The following is a 20677-nucleotide window of genomic DNA, read 5'->3' on the forward strand; positions in this document are numbered from 1 at the left end:
GTAACCAATCGATGCGCACCGTCAAGTATTTGTTACATGTCAGCAGCCGCCATCTCCTGAACCTCCTGGCCCGGGCCAACTGAGTGCCCCAGGATTCGCGAAACGTACTCGGTGGCCTTGGGACCCAATTGCCTGTGGGCGGCTCCGAAGAGCCGGTACGCATCACTGCTTGGCCAGTTTTCGGGCTGGAGTTCTGCCGGCAGGTATGGGTCCCGGAAGAGGAAGCGGCGAAAGTCTCCGATGATGCGCGTCCGGTCGATAAGGGCCTCGCGCCCATCTTTTGCAGCATTGCCGGCCTCGTCGTTGAGGGGTGCATAGGTCGCCATGAACCGCTCGTAGTCGCTTCCGAGTTGACCCAAGTCCCAGCATCTCGCGGCCAGCTCGCGGTCTTTTGCAGGATCTCCGGTCCCGCACCAGAGCGCGTCGACTTTCGCGGATGGGTTTTCGTCGGCAATCTCCCGGACTTCGGTCATCAGGTCATGGGGGCTGAGCCATGTGGAGGGTGAAAGCTGGCCGAAGCCATGCCAGGCGAGCTGCTTCCGCAGTTGCTCCCGGACTGAACGTTCTGATTCTGGAACCTGGTAGATAGCCATCGTCCACCGGCCATTCCAGCTGTCATCCCGGCGACGGAAGATCCGCTCACGCCCCTCGTCGAGGATGTCGAGCATATGCGGCGTGAGTGCATAGACCGTCTCCCGGCCTACGCGCCGGGTGGTGAACCAGCCTTCCTTCCGCAGGCGGGAAAGGTTGACCCGTACGGTCGCAGGCTCAATGTCGAAAACTGCCAGCAGTGCCGTGATATCAGCGAGCTTGACCTCGCTGCCTGCGTATCGAAGGTAATCCCCAAAAAGGTCGAGGATCAGTGCTCTGGGTTTCCACTGCATGGAACCCTCCATATCTTTGCGCCGCGCTCAACGGGCGGCTCGAGCCAATGTGAAACAAGTATAGGAAGGTGCGGCCGCGCATCAGCCCCGCGGGATCGTCACGTTTCCGGGCGGTGGGCGTGTCAAAATTTATGCAACTTCATCTTGACGCCCAACGGTTTAATGTTACATTTATTTGTGGGTCAGGTCACAACTGGCCCCCACGTTCTCTGGAACCACCACAACGTCGTGTATTTCACCTGGAGTCCTCATGGCTTTTCAATCGCCAGCCCCGTCCTCGGTTCGCCCCCGCAAGTCTGCGGGTATTGTCATTTTTCTTTGCTTCCTGGCCATTGTTTTCGACGGCTACGACTTGGTCGTCTATGGCGCCATCGTTCCCAAGCTTCTGGCATACAAGCCCTGGGGGCTCTCGCCAGTAGAGACGGGAGCGATCGGCAGTTACGCTCTTGCCGGAATGTTCATCGGCGCGATCCTTATCGGTTACCTCACTGATATCGTTGGCCGCCGCAAGGTCATGATGGCTTCCATCGCAGCCTTCTCACTCCTGATGTTGCTGACCGCTTGGGCCCCCACCCCGGAACTGTTCGGCCTTTTCCGCTTCCTGGCCGGCCTGGGCCTGGGCGGTGTCATCCCGACGGCCATTGCGTTGACGGTCGAGTTCTCCCAGTCCCACCGCCGGAATTTCAACAACGCCCTGATGTTCTCCGGGTACGCCGTGGGCGGCATCCTGGCTGCTCTGCTGTCGCTTGCTTTCCTGTCGTCATTGGGGTTCCAGGGCATGCTCGCCCTCGGCGGCATTCCCTTGGTTGTGGTTGTTCCGCTGCTCTTCAAATTCCTCCCGGAGTCGCCGGCCTACCTTGCAGCGAAAGGCGACAGGGCGCAGGCCGAGCGAATCGTTGCCGACTACGGCCTTGACCAACTGCCGCCCGTCCGGATTGGGGGAGACACGCCTGAGAAGGGCAGGTTCCGCACCCTGTTGACGGGTAAGCTCCTCGCCGCAACAGTCCTTTTTTCATTGGCTGGCATCTGCGGGCAGACCCTCGTGTACGGCTTGAACACCTGGCTTCCGCAGCTCATGGTCATTGCTAAGTACTCGCTGGCTTCGTCGCTGACCTTCCTGCTCACGGTCAACATCGGCGCCGTCGTGGGCGTGCTCGTATCGTCCCGGATGGCCGACAAATTCGGGCCCCGCAATGTAACCGCCATTTCGTTTGCATGCTCCGGCGTCGCACTGGTTCTCATGGGCACTGGAATCATGCCGTTGGTCGCGATGTACTTCCTCGTCGCGGTGGTGGGCTTTGGTTCAGTTGGCGCCCAGATCCTCGTGAACGGCTTTGTAGCCACGTATTTCTCTGGCGCCACACGGGCGACTGCCTTGGGCATCACACTGGGAATCGGGCGCATTGGGGCCGTCTTGGCCATCTCCGGCGGTGGCGTCCTGGTGGCTGCCTCCCTGGGCAACTTCATCAATTTTTCCATCTGGGCGGTAGCGGCAGCGATCGGCGTCGTCGCCGTCCTGGCGGTTCCGCGCCGGGGCGCCACCCAAGCAGAAAATGCAAGCGCCCCGGCTGCAACGTCCGCGAATACCATTCATCACTAACCGCCGTCATTCAGGCGGCCCCGCCGCTCGTGCCGAAATACATCTACTAAGGAGTCATTTTGCAGACGCAACTCATCATCGACAACCAGCCCCGGGATGGCCGTGAGGGCAAGACATTCGAACGCCGGCACCCTGTAACCGGTGCTCTCGTGACCGAGAGCGCAGCAGCGGACGTGAACGATGCACTGGATGCCGTGGAGTCGGCGTCGAAGGCCTTCAGTACCTGGTCCACCTCGGGACCGAGCGAGCGCCGCGCAGTGATGTTGAAGGCTGCTGAGATAATGGAGCGCCGCGGACCGGAATTTATCGAGACCATGATGTCCGAGGTTGGCGCCGCAGGGCTTTGGGCAGGTTTTAACGTATTTCTGACCGCGCAGCTGTTCCGCGAAGCCGCAGGACTTGCAACCCAGATCCAGGGCGAGACCTTGCCGACGGACAAGCCGGGAACCCTGTCGATGACTATTCGGCAGCCGGCTGGAGTTGTCCTCAGCATGGCGCCGTGGAACGGTGCCGGAGTGTTGGCAGCGCGTGCCATCGCGTATCCCATTGTCTGCGGTAACACGGTTGTTTTCCGCGCCTCGGAGACCAGCCCCAAAACCCATGCGATCATTGCCGAGGTCCTGCATGAAGCCGGTCTTCCCGCGGGCGTCCTGAACTTCTTGACCAGCACCGCTGAAGACTCCGATCGGGTAGTTGAGGCAATCATTGCCCACCCTGCGGTTCGTCGAATCAATTTCACGGGGTCAACGGCCGTGGGCCGCATCATTGCCGAGAAGGCCGCCCGGTATCTGAAGCCTGTCCTGCTCGAGCTCGGGGGTAAGGCCCCGTTCGTGGTGCTCGATGATGCCGACATCGATGGTGCCGTCAACGCAGCAGTCTTTGGTTCATTCCTGTACCAAGGCCAGATCTGCATGTCCACTGAGCGTTTTGTGGTTGACGAGAGCGTTGCCGACCAATTCGTTGAAAAGTTCGCTGCCCGCGCTGCCCAGGTTACAGCCGGTGACCCACTTACGGATGAGGCATGCATTGTTGGCCCCATGATCCGCGAAGAATCCGGCACCAGGATCAACGGTCTCATCGACGACGCCCTCGCGAAGGGTGCTGAACTGGTGGTTGGTGACCGCGCCAACGGCGCCTCAATGCCTGCCACGATTGTCGATAAGGTACGGCCCGAGATGGACATTTATGACCAGGAGACGTTCGGTCCCATTACCACTGTGGTTCGCGTTTCCGGGGTCGAAGAGGCAGTCCAGGTTGCCAACGATACCGAGTACGGCCTGGCAGCTGCGGTCTTTGGGAAGGACAGCACGCGCGCTCTGCAGGTAGCTATGCGGATCCAGGCAGGCCATGTCCACGTGAACGGCGCCACGGTGCAGAACGAGGCACAAGCACCGTACGGCGGCATGAAGAACAGCGGATACGGGCGGTTCGACGGCCGGGCAGTCATCAACGAATTCACCGAGCTCAAGTGGATCACCGTTGAGCAGTCCGACCAGCAGTACCCGTTCTAGGAATCCCCAATCGAAGGAGAAGAAGCGAAACAATGCAGGTAACCGCAGCGGTGGCCAGAGAGCCACATCAGCCACTGAGCATCGAGAATCTCGAACTGGATGAACTTCGTCCAAACGAAGTTCGGGTCAAGATGGCAGCGTCAGGTGTTTGCCACACCGATGCCATCGTCCGGGACCAGGTATATCCGACTCCGCTCCCGGCCGTGTTGGGACACGAAGGTGCAGGCATTGTGGAGCAGGTGGGCAGTTCCGTCACGACGGTAAAGCCGGGTGACCACGTTCTGCTCGCCGCGGCATACTGCGGAAAATGTGACCGGTGCCGTTCCGGTCAGATGGCCTACTGCGAAAATCTCTTCGCCGCCGACTTTGGAGGCCGGCGGACGGACGGAACTACCGCGTTGAGCAAGGACGGGGAAGTCATTTCCTCCCATTTCTTCGGTCAGTCGTCCTTCGCTACCTACGCGAATGTCGTCGAGGAAAGCGTCGTCCGGATTGGCGCGGACGTCCCGCTGGACATCGTGGCACCACTCGGTTGCGGTATCCAAACTGGAGCAGGGGCAGTCCTCAACGAGTTGAAGCCAGCTTTGAACAGCACGCTCGTTGTGATTGGTACTGGTGCGGTCGGGTCCGGCGCCATTATGGCCGGGAGGGTGGCGGGCTGCGCCCGCATTATCGCCGTGGACATCCACGCCTCCCGTCTTGATCTCGCAAAGGAGCTCGGTGCGACAGACGCGATCAACACCAAGCAACTCGACCTTACGGACGAGATCCTTCGCCTGACGGACGGTCGCGGCGCCGATTATGTGGTTGACACCACGGCGCGGCCGGAGTTGCTTCGCAAGGCGGCAGACGCCTTGGCCCTGCGGGGCACGCTTGCCCTGGTGGGCGCAGCGAAACCGGGAACCGAGGTTACTTTCGAGATCGGGCTGTCACTCGTCAAGGGCTGGACATTCAAAACCATAATCCAAGGCAGTTCCGTGCCCCAGGTGTTCATTCCCAAGCTCATCGAACTGTGGAAGGAAGGCCGCTTCCCAATGGACAAGCTTATGCGTAACTACGCCCTGGAAGAGATTAATCAGGGCTTCGAGGACTCCGCCCAGGGCTCGGTGATCAAGCCCGTCATTGTGTTCCAGCACTGATGAGCGGTTCTGCTGCCTGAGCTTCGTCACCTCGTACAGGAGAGGTCGACGGCGGGTGCCCACCCGGCGTCGACCTCTTCTGTGTTCAAGCAGGTCCCGGCAAAACTTAGGCCATCCCTAGCTCACGCCCGAAGTGTCGCGTGCGAGGAGTTCAGTGGTCCGCATGATCGCGGAGCGGCGCCGGGCCTGATCGGGCGTGCCCGTGATAACGACATGAACGTTCTGGCTCGTCATCCAGGCGTGGCACAAGGTGATGATGGTGAGCAGGAGATCTTCCGCGAGAGCCTCGCTTATGCCGGAAAGTGCGGTGCGGATCTCCATTACCTTGCCGGCCGCATGTATGGCCCGTTTCTCTGCACCGACCGGATTGTCCCGCTCCAGGCCCTCCCAGGCGGCAAGGCGCGCCAGGCATGGATGGCTCGTAACAAAGTCGAAGTACCGTCCTGCGAACTCGGCAACGGCCGCTGGTCCAGACTCACGTATGGGTAGATCGCCCAGTGCTGAACCGAGCTCCCGTGTAAGTGCGGCCTCAAAGAGTTTTGCCTTGTTCCCAAAGTAGAAATAGATCCGCTCTTTGTTGCATCCCGCCCTTTTGGCTATGTCGTCCACACGTGCACCCGAAAAGCCGCGTTCGGAAAACTCGGATACAGCTGCGTCGAGGAGCTTCGCCTTTGTTGCGTCCGTGTCCCATGCCATACGTCAATCGTAACTCCAACTGACCGTTTGCAATTTCACGGGGGTAGGCCTACGGTTAGTCCAACCGAACGTTTGGAGACTGGATGGAACACGAGGGCAGGGCTCTTGCCGCCGATGAAACGGACATGCATCACCGTCACGCAACCGGCATTGCATCCGTGCATGTCCGTGCGGTCGTAACGTGGCTGGCCATATTTCCGATGGCCGCAGCAGGCATGTGCGCCCTGGGGGCGCTGGCTCCGCAACTGCACCCTGTGCTGCGCGCGTTCGTTCTAACCCTGGTGGTGGTCCCCATCGCGGTGTACTTCGCGGTGCCCCGGCTCCTCCTGCTTCAAACACAACTCGGAAGGGCGAGGCGCACCAGAGTGCAGCGCCGTGCGAAACGCATATAGCGGTTCCGCAACCGGGGATGCTTGCCATCCCCGTGACCATGACAAGGAGATTGCAGTGCAGATAACTGCTGCTGTAGCACGTGAGAACGGCGCTCCATTCACGATTGAACAGCTCGAGCTGGACGATCTGCGCCACAATGAAGTCCGGGTCCGCATGGTGGCGACCGGAATATGCCATACCGATACCCTTGTCCGAGACGGCGTCTACCCCACCCCGCTGCCAGCCGTCCTGGGCCACGAAGGTGCGGGGATCGTCGAGGCAGTCGGTGACTCGGTCATTTCTGTCGCGCCTGGCGACCATGTGGTTCTGGCGGCTGCGTACTGCGGCCACTGTAAGCGGTGCCGCAACGGCCAGATGGCCTACTGCGAGAATTTGATGGCTGCGGACTTCGGTGGGCGCCGTGCCGACGGTGCGACGTCCCTGAGCAAGGACGACGAGGTTATTTCATCCCACTTCTTTGGCCAGTCGTCCTTTGCCACGTATGCAAACGTCGTCGAAGAGTCTGTCGTCCGCGTGGACAAGGACATCCCCCTGGAGCATCTCGGCCCGCTGGGATGTGGAATCAACACCGGTGCAGGCACCGTCCTCAATGAACTCAAGCCGGAAATCGGATCCTCGCTCGTTGTCTTCGGCACAGGCGCAGTAGGTTGCGCTGCAGTGATGGCAGCGCAGGTGGCGGACTGCGGTGTCATTGTCGCCGTCGACATCCACGACTCTCGTTTGGAACTCGCCCGGGAACTTGGTGCAACACACGTCATCAACTCGAAGACCGAGGACGTGGCAGAACGGTTGCGTGAAATCACTGCAGGAGCCGGCGTGGACTACGTTGTGGATACCACTGGAATTCCGGCACTGCTCCGGCAGGCAGCCGACGCCCTGGGGGTCCGCGGAACGGTCGCGCTCGTCGGCGCGGCGAAGCCTGGTACTGAAGTCGCCTTCGAAGTAGGCGCTTCGCTGGTGAAAGGCTGGACCTTCAAGACCGTGGTTCAGGGTAGTTCCGTGCCCCAGGTGTTCATTCCGCGGCTTATCCAGTTGTGGAGGGCAGGACGCTTTCCATTCGAGAAGCTCGTTGGCGACTACAGCCTCGAGGACATCAACCAGGGCTTCGAGGACTCCAAGAGCGGCAAGACGATCAAGCCGGTCATTATCTTCTGACCCGGATTGTGCCAAGTGGGTGGCGACGCCAACGACTTCGTCGTCACCCACTTCCGTTTGGTGCCAAAGCTAGTCCTCCTGGGCGTGCCCCAATCCCCATTGGTGGCGAATTGTGGACACCAACATCTCAAAGTCTTCGGCCATGTCCGGGTAGTCCGGGTCAGACAACCACTGAATCTGGAGCCCATCCATTGCAGCTATGAGGCTGCGGGCAATCGAATCGACGGGGGCGTCCCCGCCCAGGGTCCCGTCCTCCATGGCTTCGACAAGCGCCTGCCGGATTCGCTGGGCCGAGCTTTGATGGTGGCTGCGCAGCCAGGCATTCGCTGGGTGATTGGGGTCCACGGCCTCGGCCGCGACGGTGGTAAACAGCCGGACAATTCCTTCCTGCTGCTGATTGAGCCGTACGAGTTCGACGAGGGACTCCAGATAGGCCCATCCCCGCGGGCGGGCTTTCCCAGGTTGTGCAATTCGGGCCTGGTCCACATCATCGCGACGTTCCATGGTGGCCTGCAAAAGGAGATCCTTGGTAGGGAAGTAGTGCACCAAGCCGGAGAGACTCATTCCGCAGCCCCGGGCAATGGCGCTCATTGTTAGCCCCCTGTAGCCCTCTACGGAGAACAGCTGGGTGGCCGCCGTGAGAATCTCCTCACGTCGAATGGTGCCATCAGCTCCCTTCGGACGGCCGCTCGGGCGGCGTGACGGACGAGCAGCGGTGGCAGACTGCATGATCTCTCCTGGATGTGCCGCAACGGCGACGGTCCGCTACTGCAGCGGACCGTCACCGTCTTTGGAATGGACTGGGGTTGCCGCGCGCGAGGCGCCGGAAAAGCTTTCAAAGAACATCCCGTACGCGTGCGACCCATATCAGCCTACGGCCGGGAGGATGCCAAGGCGTACAGGGCGGTGCTACCTAACTCCCTTGATGGGCAGGATGACGAGTGCTCCAGCGAGCGCCGCAGCTGCAGCAGCACCCAGCAGTAGGCCGTAGTTGGGCGTTGCCGCTGCCCCGACGGTCAGGAGCCAGGCGCCTGCAAAGGGCGCCAGGGACTGCGGCGCTGCATTGGCCATGTTGAAGACGCCCAAATCCTTGGCGGTGCTGTTGGCGTTAGGGAGGACTTCCAGCACCAATGCCATATCCACGCTTGCGTAAATGCCGAAGGCCACACCCAGCAATGCCTCGACCAGGTAGAACTGTTCAACACTTTCTACGTGGACGAGAACATATGTGCCGACGGCGAAAAGAGCGGTAGCCAGGGCGACCGGGAGCTTCCGGTGGCCCGTGCGGTCGGACAACCATCCGGCCAGGTAGCTCGCCGGCACGAGTGCCACCGTGTACACGAGCACTCCCATGAACACCGCGCCGGCTGCCTGTGCCGTCTCAAGGTGCAGCCGGTCCACGATGAAGGGAAGGCGGAACGAGGTAAACATGAAGCTGGACAGGAAGATCAGGAACCTTGACCACCAGGCAAACCCGTAGTCGCGGTGCTTTATGGGGTTGACCCAAAAGGACTGGACAAGCTCCTTCACGGTGAACTTGGCCGGCCGTGTCTCTAGCACGGGATCTGGCAGGACGAGTGCATAGATCACCATGCCGACGACGCCGACGGCAGCAGGGGCCATGAAAAGCAGCAGCATGTCAGTTGCAAACAAGGATGCAAACCACGTGGCCGCCAGGATGCCGACGTTCTGCATCACGCCGATGGTGGCCGAAACACTGGCGTACTGCTTTTCGGGCAGCTGATCTGCCAGGGTGGCGACAAAGGGGCTGATGGCTGCGTTGGCTCCGAGTTGTGCCACGAACCAGCCAATCATGAGGACTTCGGGGCTGGTGGCCTGGCTGATGACGAGCAGTGCTGCGGCCATGACCAGGGTGCCGCCGATCAACCATGGCCGGCGGCGCCCGAATCGGGAGGTAGTTCTGTCAGAAAGCCGCCCGAAAACCGCGTTGCCGATTACGGCCGCCAGGGCACCAATACCCAGGACGGAACCGACGATGCTTGTCCGCGACGTGGGATCTTCAGTAAGTGTTGAAACTTTAAGAGCCATCGAGACCATGACGGGTCCCAGGAGGGCAATGAACAGGGTCAGTTGGGCAAGGGCTAGGGCTGCAATGAACAGTGGACCTTTGGGTTCTGTAGGCCTTTCTCCGCATGCGAGGCCGGTGGGACGTTGCCCGCGCGTGCGCGGGGCAAGAACGTTGTGGTTTCCGATGGACATCTATGTCTCCGAGATTTGGGCGCCAAAGGGGCGAAGTGCGGGGTTCGTCAGCTAAATAGCTAATAGTGACTATTCATTATTACTGGACTGTGCGCCCCGCCACAAGCCCCTGTCCCCGGGGGAATATTTGTGACGCGTCTAGGGGTACAAAGAAGCGTGGCCAGCCCCTGCTGGCCACGCTTTTCGTTCCGTCGATTTGGGATTACTGCCGTCAGTAGCTCTTGCTTCGGGCGGGCGTTCGGAAATCCCGCGGCGGCCGTTGAAAGCTCATATGCGGAGTCAGGCAGTCGACCCGGTGATTTCCGCGGTTGTTTGGAGCTCGGCGATGTTCGTCAAGGCATACGATAGAGCCGCCTCGTGCCAGTCCCCGTTGATGCTCGACGTCGCATCTGTCACGAGTACCGCTCGATAGCCGTGGTCCGCCGCGTCACGCACCGTATGTTCCACGGCCATATTGGTCCAAACGCCTGCCACAATAACCGTGCTAACCCCCGAATTCCGCAGCAGCACGTCCAGGCCGGTGCCGTTGAAGCTGCTCATGCGGTTGCGGATCAGGACGGGCTCGTCCGGAAGCGCCTCCAAGCCTTCCAGGGCATCGGCGCCCCAGGAGCCGAGTTTCAGCGACTCCGGGCCGATCATTCGGAAGATAGGGGCGTTGGTGCCGCCATAGTTGCCACCGGGGTAAAACACGATCCGGTTGTGGATGACCGGCATTGAATTGCTTCGTGCCCACTCGAGCAATTGCCGCACGTGGGAAACCAGGCCCTGCTCACGCGCGTGGTCGGCTGCCCCGAATGAGGCGAAAGCGCCCTCTGGGTGGGCGTTGTCATTCTGAAGATCTACCAGCAGTAGTGCTGTATCGCCGGCAGCAAGGGGAGTGTTGGCCATGGAGTCTCCTGTTTCATATGGCTAAGGGAATCGAGCGGAAATGCCCTAAGCTGTAACCCTCGGTTCGAGGTATTCTATTCCCGCACCAAGAAAGGCTGGGCCCGCCACTGCGGGCCCAGCCTTTGTTCATGCTGCAGCAACGGGTCGCCCTGGGGTCAGTTGGCGGGGTCGATGAGCAGTTTCATCTTCTTGCCTGCGCGGAGTTGTTCGAAGCCGTCTTCGATGAGTCCGGTGAGGGGGATGTCCTCGACCCATCCTGTGGTGTTGTAGTGGTCTTTGGCCATGAGGTCGATGACTGCGCTGTAGTCGGCGCTGGTGTAGCAGATGGTGCCTTGGATGCGGCGTTCCCTGAGGACGAGGTTGATCAGGGGCGTTGGCAGTGGCTTTTCGTAGATGGCCACGCTGATAAGGGGCCGGCGTTCCCCGAGGCATTCGGGGGCTGACTGTACTGCGGGGGCGACTCCTGCAGCGTCGAAGGCGGCGTCTACACCGTCGCCATTGGTCCGGTCGGCTATGAGGGACGTGACGTCCTCCTTTGTTGGGTCCAGGGTGCGGGCGCCGAGGGCCTCGATGGACTTGCGGCGGGTCTCGGTGGGTTCGACGACGTCGATTTCTGTGAGTCCCATTCCGCGCAGGGCAAACCAAAGACCGATGCCGATAGGGCCGGCTCCGTAGATCAGTGCCCTGCTTTGATCGTTGACTTCGCCCAGGGTGGCTGCATGATAGGCCACGGACATCGGCTCGACGAGTGCGCCCATCTCCAGCGAAACATTGTCGGGAAGCTTGTGGACTTGGTTGACCGGGACGACGGTGTATTCGGCCATGCCACCATCTGCCATCAGCCCGTGGAAACCGATCACATTGCAAAGGTTGTAAAGGCCCGTCCTGCATGGGCGACACTCGCCGCACCGATAGATGGGCTCCACGACAACCCGGTCGCCTTCCCGGATAGTGGTGACACCCCGCCCGATGTCCGTGACTACTCCGGAGAATTCGTGGCCCAGTGTCAGGGGAAGGCATTTCCCTGTGAGCGGGTGCGGCTCGCTGGGCGGGATGAAGATCGGGCCGTCGTAATATTCGTGGAGGTCGGTGCCGCAGATGCCGTTGCGGCTGACTTTGATCTTTACTTGGCCCTCTCCCGGTGTGGGTTCCGGGACGTCTTCGATTTCGACTTTGTTTTTGCCGTAGTACACCGCTGCGCGCATGGCGCCTCCTCGGATGTGTGTTCAGTATTTAGATAGTGCGGACGAGCTTTTTGTTGGCGAACTCGTTCAGGCCGTACTTGCCCAGTTCCCGGCCGATTCCCGAGCTCTTGACGCCGCCGAAGGGCAGGTCTGGGGCACTCTTGATGGTGGTGTTGATTCCCACCATGCCCACTTCCAGGCGGTCCGTGACGTAGGCGGCCTGCTTCTCGTCGTCCGTGAACACGGCGCTGCCGAGGCCATAGGGCGAGTCGTTGGCGAGTGTGATTGCTTCGTCGACGGAGTCGACCCGGTGGAGTACGGCTACTGGTCCGAAAAGTTCTTCCCTGTACGCGCGCATGTCCGGTGTGACGCCGGACAGTACTGTTGCGGGGTAGTAGGAACCGCGGCCCTCGGGGATAAACCCGCCAAGGTGGACGGTGGCCCCCTTGGCTACCGCATCGTCGACCTGTTCGGCCAGTTCCGCCCGTGCTTGGAGCGAGGACATCGGACCGAGGCGGGTGTCCTCGCTCATGGGGTCACCGATTTGCCATTCCGCTGCCTTTGCCAGGAACGCGTCAAGGAATGAATCCCAATTGCAGGAGTCTACGATCAGCCTCTTCGAGGATGTGCACGCCTGGCCGGCGTTCCCGAACCGGCCCGCGGCCGCCGCGCCGGCAGCCTTTTCCACGTCGGCTGCGGGAAGCACCAGGAACGGGTCCGACCCGCCGAGCTCGAGGACGCATTTCTTCAGGTGCTGTCCAGCCAGTGCGCCGATGGCGCTGCCTGCCTTTTCGGACCCGGTGAGGGATACGCCTTGCAGTTCCGGGCTGGCAATGAGTTCCGCCACCTGTCCCGACGTGGCGAAAAGGTTCTGGTAGACCCCTTCAGGTACCCCGGCGGCACGGATGATGTCCTCGATGCGCAATGCCTGCTGCGGGCAGTTGCTCGCATGCTTGAGCAGAATCGTGTTGCCCAGCAGCAAATTGGGGGCGATGAACCGTGCGGCCTGGTAGTAAGGGAAGTTCCACGGCATGACGCCAAGGAGCGGTCCAATGGGTGCTGTTCGGACCAGGGCCCGGCCGGCCCCCGCGATATCGAGTTCCTCGTCTGCGAGGAGCTGTTCTCCAGAGGTGGCGTAGTACTCAAAAATCGCTGCAGACAGTTCGACTTCGGTTCTTGCCTGCGAGATAGGTTTGCCCATCTCCAGCGTCATGAGCTTGGCAAGCTCAACGGAATGCTGCCGGTGAAGATCTGCTATCCGCTGCAGGACGGCGCAGCGTTCGGCAAGGTCCTTCCTGTGCCAGGACCGATATGCCTCGTAGGAGCGCCCCAGGGAAGCCGCCACCTCCGAGTCGGTCATGGTGTCGAATTCCTGGACTACGTTGCCACTTGTGGGATCAACAGTTGCATATTTCTTCATTGAAAGACTTTCATCATGTCGGGGCAGTCCGGGAAGGGCGGCTGGCCTTGCCCTTCCCGGACTGCCGAGCGGCCATTTCAGGCTGGAGTCAGGATGTCCGCATTGGTTGCAAAGTTCGGGTACTTGTTCGAAGCTTCCTCCGAGAGGATGGACCGGTACTGTTTGATGCCGCCGAGGTAGAACATAACGGTCCGCTTTTTGCCCGGGATGTTTGCGCCGAAGATCCACGATGCTGCCTGGGGGAAGAGGGTCTGGTGGGCAATATCGGAGCAGGTTTCAGTCCAGTCAGACTCCGTCTGGGCCTTGGCCTCGATCCATCCCGTTCCCGAGGTCGAGACGTGGTTGATGGTTTCGCTGATCCACTCGACCTGCGCCTCGATTGACGGCGGCAGGTTGGTGAAGGGGCCGTTCGGTCCCAGGATCATGAACATGTTGGGGAAGCCGTTGGTTGCCATGCCGAGGTAGCTGGTTGGTCCGTCAGCCCAATGTTCCTTGAGTGTTTCGCCCGCACGTCCCCGGATATTGACGCGCACGTAGTTGCCGTCCACGGCGTCAAAGCCCGTCGCGCAGATGAGTACGTCCAGCTCGTGAAGGACGCCATCAGCTGTGACGATGCCCTCTTCAGTTACCCGCTCGATAGGGTTTTCCTTGACGTTGACAAGAGATACGTTCGCTCGGTTGAACGTTTCGTAGTAGCCGGAATCGCACAATGGCCTGCGGGCGTAGAGGTCGGTCGGCGTCAGCTTACGGCGTGTTTCCGGATCCTTGACGATCTCGGCAATCTTGCGACGAATGAATTTCGCGGCTTCTTCGTTGGCCTCAGGGTCCGTGGCAATATCCGAGAAGGTCTCGAACATGAAGCGGAAACCGCCTCCTTCCTCCCAGACCCGCTGGTAAATCCGCTCCCGTTCTTCGGGGGAAACGCTGAAGGTCGGGACCGTGCTTTCTTCGAAGCCCATGGCAACGGAAGAGTTCCGGACCTGATCCCAGTTGGCCTCGAAGTTCTCCCGGTGGGCCCTCTGCTCCTGTTCCGTGAGCTTGCGGTTGCCTGCGGGAACGCTGTACTGCGGCGTGCGCTGGAATGACGTCAGATGAGCTGCGATCGGAGCCGTGGCCGTGATGACCTGGTTGCCTGTGGAGCCGTTGCCGATGACACCTACCCGCTTGCCGGTGAGATCCAGGTCCTCGGGCCAAGCGCCCGTGTGTACCAAGCGGCCTTTGAAGGTTTCCATGCCCGGAAACTTCGGCAGGTTGGTGGCAGAGAGCAGGCCCAGCCCCGTGACAAGGAATCGCGATCGGAAGGTAACCCCGCGGTCCGTGCGAACCGTCCAGATTCCTGCAGCCTCGTCGAACTCGGCCTCCGTCATTCCGGTTTCAAGCTGGATATGGCGGCGGAGGTCGTACCGGTCGACGACCCCGTTCAGGTATTTGAGGATTTGGGCCTGGGGCACGTACTTGGTGTCCCACGGAGTCTGCTGGTACAGCTCACGGTCGAAAGAGTATTGGTAGACGAAGCTTTCAGAGTCGGAAAGGGCTCCCGGGTACTTGTTCCAGTACCAGGTGCCGCCAACCCCTCCAGCCCGATCAATGGCTACAGCATTCAAGCCGAGCTCATTACGAAGCTTGTGCAGCATGTAGATGCCGCCAAAACCTGCTCCCACGACGAGTGCGTCGAGCTGCTGGGTCTCGTTGGGGACGACTTTGTCCATGATGGTGCTCCTCCGGCTAATAGGACGGTGTGAGATAATTCACTTCGTGTAAACCAGTCTGCGGCTGCGGAAGAGCGGCTGAGTGTTTCAACTTGAAACACTGGGACGGGGCCCGAAATACCGGCTTTGATACCCGGAAAGCAAGAATTGTCACTGCTTTCGCTTGCCCGGGAGGGATGAAACTGCAAAGGTGCAACATGACTGATCCAGTGCGGGAGGCACGTGAAAAACTAATTCGTGCCGGACTAACGGGGGTCTACCAGGCAGACGAATCGGTTCCGGACCTTATCGTCCGCAGTTGGCGCCGATCGATCGGCAGCGCAGTTGAAGCCTCAGGGCCTGCACAACGGTACCGCGACGTAGATACCGACACACTCCTGGGCAGGGCTGCTGTGCCGGTACTTGACCGGTGGCAGCATCAACTGGAAGACACCGGAACTACCCTGTTCCTGAGCGATCGCGGCGGCAGCATCGTCGACAGGCGGACGAGCGACAGCAGTGAGCGCCGGCGCTTGGATAACATGCATGCCGCAGAGGGGTTCGACTACTCCGAGGACGCCATCGGTACAAATGCACTGGGCACGTCGATGGTGGAAAAGCGGCCAGTGTTCGTCAAGGGAAGCCAGCACTACAGCGACGCGTTGGCAACGAACGCCTGCGCGGCCGCGCCCATCTATACGCCGGCTGGTCTTGTGGTGGGTTCGATCGCCTTAGGTGGGCCAATACAATCGGCAAATCCGATCATGCTTTCGCTGGCGCGGGAGATCAGCCAGCAGATCGAGGAGAGGCTTCGAACGTCTGCGCGGCCCCAGGACCTTGCGCTGGCTATGTCGTTCATGCGCTTTACCAGTTCCCAGCGGCCCACGGTCGTGCTGGACCACGAATCGATCCTCGCCAATACCCCGGGCCTGCCGTATGTGAATGTTGCTTCCCACGTCATGCTTTGGGAAGTGCTCAACGCCCATAACTGGTCTTCCTCGCCGACGCTCAGGCGTGAACTCGAGGGAACGATGCTCGAAATTACGGCACGCAGGGTCAGTGACGGGCCGCGGGTTCATTTTGTTGTTCACTTCTCTGAGATGGAGCCATTACTGCGCGGCGGACCAGCTGCGCCCGGCCTGTTGAATATCGGTGCGCATTCCGTGTCCGGTCCCCTCGTGGCCGCCCCAGGGCAAGCGATCGCTGTCGTCGAGGGGCCAGTCGGCACCGGACGGGCGACGGCAGCCCTGGACCTTCGAGCCACATGGGGCAAATCGGGCCCAGTCGAAGTATTCGTCATGTCAGCCGGATTGCCGACACCCTGGGATCGGGTCGAGTCACTTTTGAAGCAAGGCAAAGATGTCCTCCTACGCAGGCTTGAACACGCCGGCAGCGACGACTTCAGTGTGTTCTCCAGGATCGTGGACGCGGTGCAGAGGAGATGGACAGCTGGTGATCGTTCCGGAAGCCTTTTGGTCACGGTGTTCAGCGAAGACGCGTCCCAAGGAGTCCAGGCCTTCATAGACGCCTTGGGGATTAGTGTGCGGACGGCGCCACTGGCTCAAACTCCGGAACGCATTCCGGGGATGGTGACAAGGATTCTCAATGAAGTCGACGCTGGGTCGCGGCACACGATGTCCCCGGCTGCGCTGCAGTCCTTGGTTCAGTGGAACTGGCCCGGCAATGTGGCCGAGTTGGCAAGGACGGTCACCGATCTGGTTCGGTCGGTCAATGCTTCGGTCATCGAAAGACGGCATCTGCCAAAGCATCTTCAGCAGGCGCCTCCCCGGCGCCCCCTGTCGCTGATGAAGACTGCTGAGCGCGATGCCATTATCAAGGCCCTTGATGCCACCGGTGGTAACAAGTCGGAGGCAGCGGATTTGCTGGGAATGGGCAGGACGACGCTTTACCGCCGTCTCCGTCAGCTCGGTCTCGATTCAGGCGAGGCGACCATGTGAGTAGTCCGCATCACCTGCGGTGACCTGGTTCCTGGAAACCTTACTCAGGTTCATGACTTCGTGCAGAACAGCCTTGACTGCAGGATTCGTATCGTTCGGGCGCCAGGCGGCTCTGAGGTCGACGTCTGCGGTGGCGTCCGCCAGGGGAACGAAGACTACGTGTGGATCGGTCGCACTGTCTGCCACCGATGCCAACGTCAGGTGGCACCCTACTTCCGCGCTGACAAGAGCCAGCGCTGTCTGGGTGTCGGGTGCCACCTGGATGACATTGGGAACAAAGCCGTTGTCTCGTGCGAGCCGACGAAGCCGGTCGGGCAACACCGCGCCTTCGTAGGACGGCAAGGAGATGAACGCTTCCGCGGCCAACTTTGCGATCGCTAACCGGCGCGCTCCCGCCAGCGGATGCGTGTCGGGGAGTGCGATCACCAGGGAGTCCCGCAGCACAACTTCCGATGCGATTTCGGCCGGAATCACATCCCACCGTCCGAAAGCGACATCGGTCTCGCCCTGCACCAGCTTTGTCATGGCGGGTTGGGCGAAGTTTTGGCTGGAAAGGTCCAGCTGTATGCCTGGCCGTTGTGCCCTCACCAAACGTGCCAAGCGCGCAACCAATTGATGCGTGGAGGCGCCCGCGAAGGCTATGCGAACGAGCCCGGATTCCCCGCCATCCGCCGATCGGACCGCGTCTTCGGCGCGGCGCAGGGCATCGAGGACTTCCGTAGCCGGACCCACAAGCGCCCGACCGCTGGACGTCAGTTTTACAGATCGGGTTGTCCGGTCCAACAGCCTCGTATTCAGCTCATTTTCGAGTTGCTTTATGGTCCGGCTCAGGGGCGGCTGCGCGACGTGGAGCCTCTCCGCGGCCCGGCCGAAATGCAGTTCTTCCGCCACGGCAAGAAAGGCGACTAGCTGGTTGATTTCCACAGCATCCCTTCCCTCATTATTGAGTTTAGAGTATCACTCGAGCTTACCCAGTTAGACGGGAAGTAAGAATCGAGCGGTGAAACGGTTCTCTAGCTCCAGTTGAAGAACCCCGTTCCGGTCTTGCGGCCGAGCTCGCCGCGGGCCACCTTCTCGCGCAGGATCTGCGGGGGTGCGAACCGTTCTCCGAGGGTCTCATGCAGGTATTCGGCGATGCCGAGCCGGACGTCCAGGCCCACGATGTCCGTGGTCCTCAGCGGCCCGGTGGGGTGCTTGTAGCCCAGCACCATAGCGTTGTCGATGTCCTCGGCGGAGGCCACGCCTTCTTCGACCATCCGCATCGCTTCCAGGGCGATGGCCACGCCCAGGCGGGATGAGGCGAACCCTGGGGCATCATTGACGACGACGGCGGTCTTGCCGAGTGCCTCCACCCAGTCACGCGCCGCGGCCGCCAGCGGCTCGGAGGTCTTGTTCCCCACGACCACCTCGATGAGCGTGGAGGCCGGGACCGGGTTGAAGAAGTGCAGCCCGAGGAAGTCCTGCGGACGGTCGAGTTCGTCAGCCAGGCCGTTCACGGACAGGGATGACGTGTTGGAGGCCAGCACGGCACCGTTGCCGAGTTCGGCCTCGACGGCGCGCAGGGATGAGACTTTGAGGTCCCACAATTCGGGCACGGCCTCTACCACCAGTTCCCGGTCGCCGAAGGAGGCGTAGTCCGTGGTCACCGACAAGCGGGAGGTGTAGTCGGCCGCCCTGCCTGCTAGGCCGCGGGCCAGGGACTTGCCGACGGCGTCCTCGACGCGCCCGCGGGCCGCGTCCGCAGCTTCCTGGTCACGCTCAACGACAATGACGTCGGAACCCTTGACTAGGAAGGCGTGGGCGATTCCGGCGCCCATCCGGCCGCCGCCGAGGACACCAACCTTTGGGGGGAGTCCGGCGGGAATTGCAGGGATGCTCATGTCTACTTCTTCTTCCGGTCGAGGAATGCCTGCATGCGGTCAAACTTGGCCTGGGATTCGAAGAGCATGCCCTGGGCCAGGGTGTCGATGACGGGGTGGACTTCCCGCGGGGTGTGGAACACGGATTTGGTGATGCGGACTGCCAGCGGGTCCTGGGCGGCGATGGAGTCTGCCAACGCGTGCGCGGCGTCCATCAGGGTGTCCGGATCAACGAGCTCGGTGACCAGTCCAACGGCAAGGCATTCCTGGCCGGTGAGGACCTTGCCGGCGAGCAGGATGTGCTTGGCGAGCGGCTCGCCGACGAGTTCCTTCAGGCGCCAGGTGGCGCCCGCGGCTGCAAGGATGCCCAGGTTCGTCTCGGGATTGCCCATCCTCAAATCTGGCGTGCCGATGCGGAAGTCGGCCGCGTAGGCAAGTTCGGCGCCGCCGCCAAGGGCGTACCCGTCCAAGGCGGCGATGACGGGCATGGGCAGTCTTGCGATCCGGTCGAAGATGCCGGAGTTGATTCCGGCCAGTGCGTTGTCCCGGCGGCGTTCACGCAGCTGCGCGATGTCGGCGCCGGAGGCGAAGATGCCTTTGGCTCCGGTGTCCGGGTTCCCGGGCGTGCCTGAAAGGATCAGGATTTTCGGGGTTCGCTCCAGGTACGCGCACACCAGGTGCAGCTCATCCACCATGGCCTGGTCGATGGCATTGCGGACGTCCGGCCGGTGGAGCCGCACCGCTAATCGGTCTTCCCGCTCCTCAATCTGCAGCGTTGAGAAACCCGCGGCACCCAACTCCGTGCCGACGTGGTACGTCAATTCCGTCATCACAGCCCCTCCAGCAGCAGCGCCGTGCCCTGCCCGACACCCACGCACATGGTGGCGAGGCCCAGCTTCCGGCCCTCGGTGACTTCGCGTTCGAGGCGCCCCAGGAGGGTGATGACCAGCCGCGACCCGGACGAGCCGAGGGGATGTCCCAGGGCGATGGCGCCCCCGTCGTTGTTCACGATGCCGGGCTCAAGCTTCAATTCGCGCATGCAGGCAAGCGCCTGCGAAGCGAACGCTTCATTGAGTTCGACGGCGGCCAGGTCGCCCACAGCGAGACCGGTCCGGTCCAGGACCTTGCGGGTTGCCGGGACCGGGCCGATGCCCATGATTTCCTGACCCACGCCTGCTGATGCGCAGTCGAGGATGCGCGCCCGGGGCATGAGGCCGTACTTCTGGACGGCGGCCTCGGACGCGACGATGATCGCGGAGGCGCCGTCGTTGAGCGTGGAGGCGTTGCCGGCGGTGACCACGCTGCCGCCCTTCACCACGGGCCGCAGCCCGGCGAGGACTTCGCGGGTGGTTCCGGGGCGGGGGCCTTCGTCCGTGTCCACGATGGTTTCGGCGCCCTTGCGGCCCTTGACCGTCACGGGGACGATCTCGTCGGCGAAGTGCCCGGCGGTGATGGCGTCCAGGGCGCGCTCGTGGGAGCGGACGGCGAACTCGTCGCAATCGTCGCGGGAGATGCCGTAAACCCGGGCCACTTCTTCGGCGGTTTCCGGCATGGAGTAGGTGGCCTTGCCGTCGCGTGAGAGTTCGCCGGAGACGAAGGCGGGGTTGGGGAAGCGCCAGCCGATGGAGGTATCGACGACGGCGCCTGGCTTGGCGAACGCCTTGTGTGGCTTTTCCATCACCCACGGTGCGCGGGACATGGATTCGACGCCGCCGGCCACCACGATGTCCGCCGCTCCTGCCTTGACCATGTGGGACGCCATGATGATGGCGCTCAGCCCGGAGGCACAGAGGCGGTTGACGGTGATGCCGGGGACGGTGTCCGGGAACCCCGCGAGGAGCCATGCCATGCGGGCCACGTTGCGGTTCTCCTCGCCGGCGCCGTTGGCGTTGCCGAGAATCACCTCGTCCACGGCGCCCGGGTCAATGCCGGCGCGTTCGACGGCGGCGCGCAGGGTGAGTGCGGCGAGGTCGTCCGGGCGGATGGAGGACAGGGTGCCGCCGTAGCGGCCGACGGGGGTGCGTGCCCCGCCGATCAAGAAGGCCTCAGACATGGGTGTTCCAATCATGTGTGTGATGTGCT

General features: G+C 61.7%; 18 protein-coding genes. 6 read left to right on the plus strand and 12 right to left on the minus strand.

The window, feature by feature from the left end; translation table 11 throughout:
- Nucleotides 1-32 precede the first annotated feature (32 nt).
- A complete protein-coding gene (locus VIK36_RS09495; protein WP_255175295.1) occupies nt 33-884 on the minus strand; it encodes a PaaX family transcriptional regulator C-terminal domain-containing protein in 852 nt (283 codons plus the stop codon).
- A 250-nt stretch (nt 885-1134) separates the two neighbouring features.
- Here VIK36_RS09495 and VIK36_RS09500 point away from each other — a divergent pair, with 250 nt between their 5' ends.
- The 3 genes from VIK36_RS09500 to VIK36_RS09510 are packed head-to-tail and all read left to right on the plus strand — an operon-like array spanning nt 1135 to nt 5134.
- On the plus strand, nt 1135-2484 hold the full coding sequence (locus VIK36_RS09500) for an aromatic acid/H+ symport family MFS transporter (protein WP_324644940.1): 1350 nt from the start codon (nt 1135-1137) through the stop codon (nt 2482-2484).
- A 59-nt stretch (nt 2485-2543) separates the two neighbouring features.
- Nucleotides 2544-3995, plus strand: coding sequence for an aldehyde dehydrogenase (locus tag VIK36_RS09505; RefSeq protein WP_324644942.1), 1452 nt, complete (start codon nt 2544-2546; stop codon nt 3993-3995).
- A 32-nt stretch (nt 3996-4027) separates the two neighbouring features.
- On the plus strand, nt 4028-5134 hold the full coding sequence (locus tag VIK36_RS09510; protein WP_324644944.1) for an NAD(P)-dependent alcohol dehydrogenase: 1107 nt from the start codon (nt 4028-4030) through the stop codon (nt 5132-5134).
- A gap of 117 nt (nt 5135-5251) precedes the next feature.
- Here the strand turns inward: VIK36_RS09510 and VIK36_RS09515 are convergent, their stop codons facing one another.
- The gene (locus VIK36_RS09515) at nt 5252-5830 is read right to left on the minus strand and encodes a TetR/AcrR family transcriptional regulator (RefSeq protein WP_324644945.1); all 579 of its coding nucleotides are present in this window, start codon (nt 5828-5830) and stop codon (nt 5252-5254) included.
- An 83-nt stretch (nt 5831-5913) separates the two neighbouring features.
- On the opposite strand from VIK36_RS09515, the gene VIK36_RS09520 reads away from it, so the two are divergent.
- Both VIK36_RS09520 and VIK36_RS09525 read left to right on the plus strand, forming a co-directional pair.
- Nucleotides 5914-6222, plus strand: a complete 309-nt coding sequence (locus VIK36_RS09520) for a hypothetical protein (RefSeq protein ID WP_324644946.1) — start codon at nt 5914-5916, stop codon at nt 6220-6222.
- A 55-nt stretch (nt 6223-6277) separates the two neighbouring features.
- The gene (locus tag VIK36_RS09525) at nt 6278-7378 is read left to right on the plus strand and encodes an NAD(P)-dependent alcohol dehydrogenase (protein ID WP_324644947.1); all 1101 of its coding nucleotides are present in this window, start codon (nt 6278-6280) and stop codon (nt 7376-7378) included.
- Nucleotides 7379-7447: 69 nt separating this feature from the next.
- Here VIK36_RS09525 and VIK36_RS09530 read toward each other — a convergent pair whose 3' ends face one another.
- The 6 genes from VIK36_RS09530 to VIK36_RS09555 all read right to left on the minus strand — a co-directional run bounded on the left by VIK36_RS09530 (nt 7448) and on the right by VIK36_RS09555 (nt 14799).
- Nucleotides 7448-8107 (minus strand): TetR/AcrR family transcriptional regulator, encoded by a 660-nt coding sequence (locus tag VIK36_RS09530; RefSeq protein ID WP_324644949.1) that lies wholly within the window; start codon nt 8105-8107, stop codon nt 7448-7450.
- A gap of 180 nt (nt 8108-8287) precedes the next feature.
- Nucleotides 8288-9598: an MFS transporter gene (locus tag VIK36_RS09535; RefSeq protein WP_324644950.1), complete on the minus strand. Its 1311-nt coding sequence runs from the start codon at nt 9596-9598 to the stop codon at nt 8288-8290.
- Between the two features lie 279 nt (nt 9599-9877).
- Nucleotides 9878-10486: a cysteine hydrolase family protein gene (locus VIK36_RS09540; protein ID WP_255175303.1), complete on the minus strand. Its 609-nt coding sequence runs from the start codon at nt 10484-10486 to the stop codon at nt 9878-9880.
- Between the two features lie 155 nt (nt 10487-10641).
- On the minus strand, nt 10642-11691 hold the full coding sequence (locus VIK36_RS09545) for a 2,3-butanediol dehydrogenase (RefSeq protein ID WP_324644951.1): 1050 nt from the start codon (nt 11689-11691) through the stop codon (nt 10642-10644).
- A 28-nt stretch (nt 11692-11719) separates the two neighbouring features.
- The gene (locus VIK36_RS09550; RefSeq protein WP_324644953.1) at nt 11720-13090 is read right to left on the minus strand and encodes an NAD-dependent succinate-semialdehyde dehydrogenase; all 1371 of its coding nucleotides are present in this window, start codon (nt 13088-13090) and stop codon (nt 11720-11722) included.
- Nucleotides 13091-13167: 77 nt separating this feature from the next.
- The gene (locus VIK36_RS09555) at nt 13168-14799 is read right to left on the minus strand and encodes a flavin-containing monooxygenase (RefSeq protein WP_255175306.1); all 1632 of its coding nucleotides are present in this window, start codon (nt 14797-14799) and stop codon (nt 13168-13170) included.
- A 197-nt stretch (nt 14800-14996) separates the two neighbouring features.
- Between VIK36_RS09555 and VIK36_RS09560 the strand changes: the two genes are divergently transcribed.
- Complete coding sequence (locus tag VIK36_RS09560) at nt 14997-16736, plus strand: helix-turn-helix domain-containing protein (RefSeq protein ID WP_255175307.1); 1740 nt, start codon at nt 14997-14999, stop codon at nt 16734-16736.
- Here the strand turns inward: VIK36_RS09560 and VIK36_RS09565 are convergent.
- The 4 genes from VIK36_RS09565 to VIK36_RS09580 form a co-directional block, all read right to left on the minus strand.
- Nucleotides 16716-17660, minus strand: a complete 945-nt coding sequence (locus VIK36_RS09565; protein WP_324644955.1) for a LysR family transcriptional regulator — start codon at nt 17658-17660, stop codon at nt 16716-16718. The genes VIK36_RS09560 and VIK36_RS09565 overlap by 21 nt on opposite strands.
- An 89-nt stretch (nt 17661-17749) precedes the next feature.
- Nucleotides 17750-18616 carry a 3-hydroxyacyl-CoA dehydrogenase family protein gene (locus VIK36_RS09570; protein WP_324644957.1) on the minus strand — a complete coding sequence of 289 codons (867 nt, stop codon included), beginning with the start codon at nt 18614-18616 and terminating at the stop codon, nt 17750-17752.
- Nucleotides 18617-18618: 2 nt separating this feature from the next.
- Nucleotides 18619-19425, minus strand: coding sequence for an enoyl-CoA hydratase/isomerase family protein (locus VIK36_RS09575; protein WP_324644958.1), 807 nt, complete (start codon nt 19423-19425; stop codon nt 18619-18621).
- Nucleotides 19425-20648, minus strand: coding sequence for an acetyl-CoA C-acyltransferase (locus VIK36_RS09580; RefSeq protein WP_324644960.1), 1224 nt, complete (start codon nt 20646-20648; stop codon nt 19425-19427). Before VIK36_RS09580 ends, VIK36_RS09575 begins: the two co-directional genes overlap by 1 nt.
- Between the last annotated feature and the right edge of the window lie 29 nt (nt 20649-20677).

This window comes from Pseudarthrobacter sp. LT1, from assembly GCF_035621795.1.
Classification (GTDB): Bacteria; Actinomycetota; Actinomycetes; order Actinomycetales; family Micrococcaceae; genus Arthrobacter.